General features: G+C 39.9%; 6 protein-coding genes. All 6 read left to right on the plus strand.

Annotated elements, in window-relative coordinates; translation table 11 throughout:
• The coding region (locus H5185_RS20385; RefSeq protein WP_182743014.1) for an ATP-binding cassette domain-containing protein at positions 1–534 on the plus strand (534 nt) is incomplete at its 5' end.
• Entirely contained in the window at positions 531–1,913 is a 1,383-nt protein-coding gene (locus H5185_RS20390; protein WP_182697796.1) for an HlyD family type I secretion periplasmic adaptor subunit, read from the plus strand. The genes H5185_RS20385 and H5185_RS20390, both read left to right, overlap by 4 nt.
• Positions 1,914–1,935: 22 nt before the next feature.
• Positions 1,936–3,348, plus strand: coding sequence for a TolC family outer membrane protein (locus H5185_RS20395; protein WP_182723120.1), 1,413 nt, complete (start codon positions 1,936–1,938; stop codon positions 3,346–3,348).
• Positions 3,348–3,953 (plus strand): OmpA family protein, encoded by a 606-nt coding sequence (locus H5185_RS20400; RefSeq protein ID WP_182723119.1) that lies wholly within the window; start codon positions 3,348–3,350, stop codon positions 3,951–3,953. The genes H5185_RS20395 and H5185_RS20400 overlap by 1 nt, the downstream gene beginning before the upstream one ends.
• 86 nt (positions 3,954–4,039) lie before the next feature.
• Positions 4,040–4,690, plus strand: coding sequence for a transglutaminase-like cysteine peptidase (locus H5185_RS20405; protein WP_182743015.1), 651 nt, complete (start codon positions 4,040–4,042; stop codon positions 4,688–4,690).
• A gap of 7 nt (positions 4,691–4,697) precedes the next feature.
• Positions 4,698–6,620 carry an EAL domain-containing protein gene (locus H5185_RS20410; protein WP_182743016.1) on the plus strand — a complete coding sequence of 641 codons (1,923 nt, stop codon included), beginning with the start codon at positions 4,698–4,700 and terminating at the stop codon, positions 6,618–6,620.
• Positions 6,621–7,116 lie beyond the last annotated feature (496 nt).

Below are 7,116 nucleotides of genomic sequence, written 5' to 3' on the forward strand. Positions count from 1 at the left end.
GATGGCCTTGATGCAGGACAAATTCACCCTAGCGATCTTAGACGTAACTTTGGCTACTTACCCCAAGACGTCACCTTATTTCACGGTACCATTCGCGACAATATTTTATTTGGATCTCGTCAAGTGACAGAGCATCAATTAATAAGAGCTATCCAGCTTTCTGGCGTGAGTATGTTTACTAACTTAGAGTCAGAAGGCTTAGACCAACAAGTGGGTGAAGGTGGTCTCGCACTTAGCCGTGGTCAAAGGCAAACCGTTGCTTTAGCAAGGGCAACATTAAATGACCCGTCAATATTATTAATGGATGAGCCAACGGCAAGCCTCGATGCTCGAGCTGAAAAACAGTTTATTCGCTCAATGCAGCTAGTGAGCCGTGAAAGAACCTTACTACTTATTACCCATAAAATGCATTTATTAAATCTTGTCGATCGTATTATTGTACTCGAACGTGGTCATGTTGTGGCTGATGGCCCTAAAGATGAGGTCCTAGCAAAACTCAATTCAGGGACCCTGTCTGGAGGCCAATCTTCATGAGTAAATATCTGACAACGAAAGATTTAGAAATGGTCGATGATGTTTATGGCGCCATGATGACCGATGCCCCGTCAGGGCATCGTCTTATTATTTGGTCGCTCGCGGCAATGATGATGTGTTTTTTTATTTGGGCATATTTCTCAGAATTAGATCAGGTGACGACAGGAACCGGTAAAGTCATTCCCTCTTCACAACTGCAAGTTATTCAAAGTTTAGATGGTGGTATTTTACAAGAGATCTATGTTCAAGAAGGTGGATTAGTGACTAAAGATCAACCTTTAGCTCGTATTGATGACACACGATTTCGCTCAGACTTTGACCAACAAGAGCAAGAGGTCTTTGGGTTACAGACAAATATTATTCGCATGCGCACTGAGTTGGATAGCATAATTATCTCTGACATGTCCTCAGACTGGCGCCAACAAGTGAAAATTACTAAGCAAAATTTAGTTTTTCCACAAACCATTATTGATGAAGAACCAGAACTGGTTAAACGTCAACAAGAAGAGTATTCCATTCGACTTGATAATTTAAGTAACCAATTAGAAATTTTAGCGCGTCAAATTCAACAACGACAACAAGAAATTGAAGAATTAGCTTCTAAAATCAGTACACTTACGACAAGTTATCAATTAGTATCTCGCGAACTCGAATTGACTCGACCGCTTGCTCGTAAAGGCATTGTGCCTGAAGTAGAACTCCTCAAACTTGAGCGCACCGTAAACGATATTCAGGGCGAATTACAATCTGTTAGACTCTTGCGCCCAAAAGTGAAAGCCGCTATGGATGAGGCCATTTTAAAACGTCGCGACGCAGTGTTTGTTTATGCTACCGATCTACGGGCACAGCTTAATGAAATGCAAACGAAATTATCGCGCATGAACCAAGCGCAAAAAGGAGCATTTGATAAAGTCAGCAAAGCTGTCATTACCTCTCCTGTTATTGGCACCATTAAAAAGATTAACTTTAATACTTTGGGTGGAGTTGTTCAGCCAGGCGAAGATATTATGGAAATTGTTCCTTCAGAAGATAAATTACTGATAGAAACCAAAATAATACCAAAAGATATTGCTTTTTTACATCCAGGATTACCTGCAATAGTCAAAGTGACTGCCTATGACTTTACTCGTTATGGTGGGCTAAAAGGAACGGTTGAGCATATTAGTGCCGATACGTCACAGGATGATGAAGGTAACAGTTTCTATATTGTAAAAGTAAGAACACAAGAATCCAGTTTAATGAAAGACGATGGTACAGAGATGCCAATTATTCCTGGAATGCTCACTTCGGTTGATGTCATTACAGGAAAAAGATCCATACTTGAGTATATTTTAAATCCAATTTTAAGAGCCAAAGATACAGCTCTTAGAGAGCGCTAAGAAGAACCAGGAGGGTTTTTTAATGACTATTACTACAACAAAACAGCAAAACAAGTTAACTGTTATAGCACTAACTTTGTCAATGCTGATAGCCCCGACAGCTTCAAGTCAAACACTTGAGCAAGCTGTTGCATATACACTAGATACAAACCCAGATTTACGTATAGCTTTTAATCGCTTTAAAGCACGTGAAGAGCAAGTTAATCAAGCTCAATCAGGATACATGCCGACACTTGATATCACAGCGGGTTATGGCTGGGAACAAACAGATAGTCCTTCAACACGTCGCCGAGCGGGTCAAGGTGATGTTGATAGTGACGGTATGATTGATTTAGAACGTGGCGAAGCCGGTGTTAGCATCAAACAAATGCTTTTTGATGGTTTTTATACCAGTAGCGAAGTCGATCGCTATTCATTTGAAGCGAGTGCAGATCAGTGGGCATTATTTTCTGCTGCTGAAGATACCGCATTGGATGTGACAAAAGTCTACTTAAACTACATCCGTAGTGAGCAAGTATTACTGCTGTCTGAAAAAAATCTCGCGAGTCATAAAGAGATATATGACCAAATAAAACAGCGTACTGATTCTGGATTGGGATCAACAGCAGATTTATCGCAAATTGCAGGCCGTCTCGCCCGTGCAAATGCCAATGTTATTTCAGCTAAAAACAATCTACAAGATGCCCGCGCAGCCTTTGTTAGAGTGGTTGAAGCACAGCCTGTTGACTTAATTCTACCTGTGCCTGATGCCGATTTGCTGCCTGAAAGTTTAGATAAAGGGATCATGTTAGCTAAAGCAAAACACCCAATATTAAAATCAGCAGAAAATGACATTAATGCTGCTAAAAAAGAGCGTAGTTCAGCCCAAGCTAACTATTATCCAAAATTAAGTTTAGAGCTTAACGGTAACTGGAATAATGATACCTCTGGTGAAGACGGCTATAGCGCGATTAATAGCCAGAACGTCAATGGCTATAATAATGACTTAGTCGCCATGGTTAGGATGAAATACAACCTGTTCTCTGGTGGTAAAGACACCTCTAAAGACAGAGAGAGCGCCTATAAAATCAATGAGGCAAAAGAGGTCCAACAACGCGCTTATCGTGAAGTTGTTGAAGGTATTTCTTTAGCTTGGAATGCCTATGAAATGTTAGCACCGCAAAAACAGTTTATTCGTGAACATGTTGTTGCAGCAAAACAGACTCAAGTCGCTTATGAACAACAGTTTAATTTGGGTCAACGTACCCTTCTTGACTTACTCGATACCGAAAATGAACTATTTGAAGCTCGTAAGGATTACTTACAAACTGAGTACGATGAAATTGCCGCTCGCTATCGAGTACTAAATGCAACTGGCGATCTACTTGACTCACTTCGAGTAACACGTCCAGGAGAATGGCGTGGAGAGCAGGATTATGAAGGAGGAGTAAAATAATGAAATACTTACTAGTTTTATTCGCATTGATAACGACTGCAGGCTGTTCGGTAACCGATATTGTTGAGTCGAATCCATCTACAACTCAACAATTTGATCTTAATGATAGTGACCGTGATGGCGTGATCATGGCCCGTGAACGTTGCGCTGGTACTGTTGTGGGTGCTGCGGTTGACAACTATGGTTGTGGCAGAATAACAAATATCAATGAACGCCAAGACTTAAAAATTCTATTTAGTAATAATTCTACGGTTATCGAACCTCAATATTATAACCAAATTGAAAAAGTAGCTAAATTGATGGAAACATATCCGACCACAAGGGTGACAATTGAAGGTCATACAAGCAAAGTTGGCAGTTATGAGCTAAATTTAGCGTTATCTCAACATCGTGCTAAAGCTGTCACTGATGTGTTAAAAACCACCTATGGTATCAATCCAAGCCGCTTAACGGCAATTGGTTATAGTTTTGATCGTCCTATCGATAACAGTGGCACACCAGCAGCAGAGGAACGTAATCGACGTGTAATCGCTGAAGTGACAGCTGATGATACTATTCCAGCAATGCGATGGAATATCTACACTGTAGATGAAGAAATTGACTAACGGACATACAAGGCATTGATTCTTTGAGTCGCGAAAGCAGCAAAGTAACCATATCGCTATATAAAAGGGTCTGCCATGTTTTTATTATGGCATCGGCCCTTTTAGTTTCATGTTTATTTGCCGCTCCGACACAAGAGTTAAACCAAGACAAAACCGTCGCTGCATTATCGCAACGCTATGGCGATCGCGCCGGATTACGGGCCAATGCTTGGTTTAATATCGTCAGAGATTCGCAACAACTTGCTGATATAGACAAATTAGAAAAAGTTAATCAATTTTTTAATTTATTTAGATTTATTGATGATCAAACATTGTGGGGCGACTCCAATTATTGGGCATCGCCAATGGAGTTTATTGGTGCCAATGGCGGGGATTGTGAAGACTTTTCAATAGCAAAATACTTTACGCTACTCCAGCTTGGTATTCCTGAAGATAAACTCAGAATAACCATGGTAAAAGCAACATCTTTAAATCAGTATCATATGGTTTTAGCGTATTATGAAAAACCAAATTCAATCCCGCTAGTGCTTGATAATTTAGATAAAACCATAAAGCTGGCAACAAAAAGAAAAGATCTTCTGCCTGTTTACAGTTTTAACGGTAAACAATTATGGTTAAACAAAGAAAAAGGTCGAGGTGTGTTAGCTGGCTCATCATCACGCCTTGAAAAATGGACTGACCTTAAACTTAGATTAGGTGTAGATCGCCTACGCCAACCAAAACTCAACATGGAGTAGTAACAACATGACCCTGTTCAGGCAGATCTATGCGTTACTTTTTGGGCTTTTCTTGCTAACAATTGCAAGTGTAGCCTATGTACAATTTTCAGAGACCCAAGGTTTCTTATCTAAACAGATGGAATCTGATCTTAATAATGCCAGCAACTCATTAGGACTGATGCTAACGCCTGTTTTAGAAGCGGGTGATGATGCCGGAGCTGAAACATTAGTCAATGTTATTTTTGAGGGCGGCTACTACCAACAAATTAAGTTAACTTGGTTAGTGGGTGGCAAGCAGCAGGTGTGGAATAACGCGGTACAAGTCGACAATGTTCCTCAATGGTTTATTGATCTTAATTTGTTTAAAACAATAAAAAAACAAACTACGATTACTTCAGGTTGGTTACAACTTGCCACGCTAGAAATTACCGCAAATCCAGGTTTTGGCTATCAAGAATTATGGCGGATTATTTCCGACATTATTATTCTATTTTCGATCTTATTCCTCATTGCTATTATCTGTGCAAGAGTAGGATTAAGCTGGATATTAAAACCATTAAATACCCTTTCTGTACACGCAAAAAAAATTGCTGAGCGCCAATTTGGCCCTGATATGCCAGCACCAAAAACCAAAGAACTCAAAGAACTAGTCAATGCATTTAACAGCATGTCTGCTCAGTTAAAACAAGTATTTAACTCCCTCGACGAAGAAGTCTCTGCATTAAGAAAGAAAAATCTCGTCGATCAAGTATCTGGACTGCCAAATAGACAATACATGGTAAGTCGAGTGAATGGCTGGTTAAGCGAGCCCAGTACCGGAGCGCTTTACTTAGTCAAAATGGATTGGTTAGAAGAAGTTCACAGTAAATATGGTTTCCAAGTTCGTGATGAGACAATTCGTATTCTGGCGGAGAAATTACAGCATCACCAAGATGAAATATCCTCTTCTGTTATTGCGCGGATTGCTGCGTACGAATTTGCCTTTCTTGTTGAAGACTGTGAACACGACCAACTGACTAAATATTTGCAGAGTCTCATACGCACTGTGAATAAAGAAATATCTAAATCTGGCTGCAAACCCAACGAACAGCTTTATATTGGTGTAGCAGAGCGTTTAGGGCAAATGACGGTATCTGATATGCTGGCCCAAGCAGATAACGCATTGCAACAAGCCATTAAAGACGAAAAGGTGTTCCATTGGTTTGAAAACACTCAAAAGCAGCTTTTTACTCGAGAAGAATGGCGCAGTAATTTAAACAATGCTATCAAGACCAGAAACTTCCAATTCCGTTGGCAGCCTATTCAGTTATGTGCCAGAGATGAAATTTGTCAACGCGAGCTATATTGTCAGCTGAAAATTGGCGAAACAACCCTGCACGCAGGTCAATTTATGCCTTATGTAGAATTGCTCTCATTAGGGACTATGCTTGATCGTTGCTTAATTGAAACCATCAATGAAAATCGTTTATTTGAACGTAATTATGAACGTGTTGCCATTAACCTCACCTATCAAAGTATAAGTGATACTGATTTCCATGTATGGTTAAAACAGTTCCTACGAGCCAGTAAATACGCCGATCGTATTTGTTTCGAAATTCCAGAAGCGAGTGTTTATAGCGACTTAGAATCTTGTGAAAATCTGTGTAAAGTCATTAGAGATTCTGGCGCCCATTTTGGTATTGACCATTTTGGTCGTCAATTTGGCTCTATGGCCTACTTACAAAGCTTACGTCCTAACTATGTCAAACTTGACCAATCACTGGCTTACATTGAAGATAATCAACATAACAGTGAATTATGCCGTGCGTTAGTCAATGTTGCTAAAGGATTAGATATTCAAGTTATTGTCACAGGGATCCAGGAAGCTGAACAATTAACAAGGTTTACAGATCTCAGAGTGGATGCCTATCAAGGCTTTATTGTACCGCCAGTGAATATAGACCTTTAAATTATATCAATGAATTGCTCGCTGAAAACTAACCACTCTTTTGAGTGGTTTTTTATATCTCGGCGATTAGCTCACTAATTGATAGTGGTTAACGTCTAAACTTATAATCTTTATAATTATATTTTAACGTCTTGCCCAGAGTTCACGTTTAATGGAGTGGCCACAACACATTTAGGTTGATCTCTTGAACCACTGCTAGAAAGTTGTTGCTTGGGGGCGATACATAATTAGGCGCTAATACGGCCTATAACGCAGCCTAAGGAGCTCAATACAGATAGGCATAATAGAACAGCACAACGATATTAACGCTCATACAATCAATTAGATTGAGGATTTATGATGGTTGCTGAAATAACAATATACCATTGGAATCATTAATCGATTCTAGAAAAACAAAAAGCCACTCATAAGAGTGGCTTTTTTAAATTGGTCGGTGATAGAGGATTCGAACCTCTGACCCTCTCGTCCCAAACGAGATGCGCTACCGGGCTGCGCT

Origin of the sequence: Shewanella sp. SG44-6 (assembly GCF_014164185.1) — a bacterium.
GTDB lineage: Bacteria > Pseudomonadota > Gammaproteobacteria > Enterobacterales > Shewanellaceae > Shewanella > Shewanella vesiculosa.

What these genes read in the sequence shown, in the direction of transcription:
- H5185_RS20400 (WP_182723119.1), top strand. Translation starts at nt 3,348, where the DNA reads ATGAAATACTTACTAGTTTTATTCGCATTGATAACGACTGCAGGCTGT.
- H5185_RS20405 (WP_182743015.1), top strand. Translation starts at nt 4,040, where the DNA reads ATGGCATCGGCCCTTTTAGTTTCATGTTTATTTGCCGCTCCGACACAA.
- H5185_RS20395 (WP_182723120.1), top strand. Translation starts at nt 1,936, where the DNA reads ATGACTATTACTACAACAAAACAGCAAAACAAGTTAACTGTTATAGCA.
- H5185_RS20390 (WP_182697796.1), top strand. Translation starts at nt 531, where the DNA reads ATGAGTAAATATCTGACAACGAAAGATTTAGAAATGGTCGATGATGTT.
- H5185_RS20410 (WP_182743016.1), top strand. Translation starts at nt 4,698, where the DNA reads ATGACCCTGTTCAGGCAGATCTATGCGTTACTTTTTGGGCTTTTCTTG.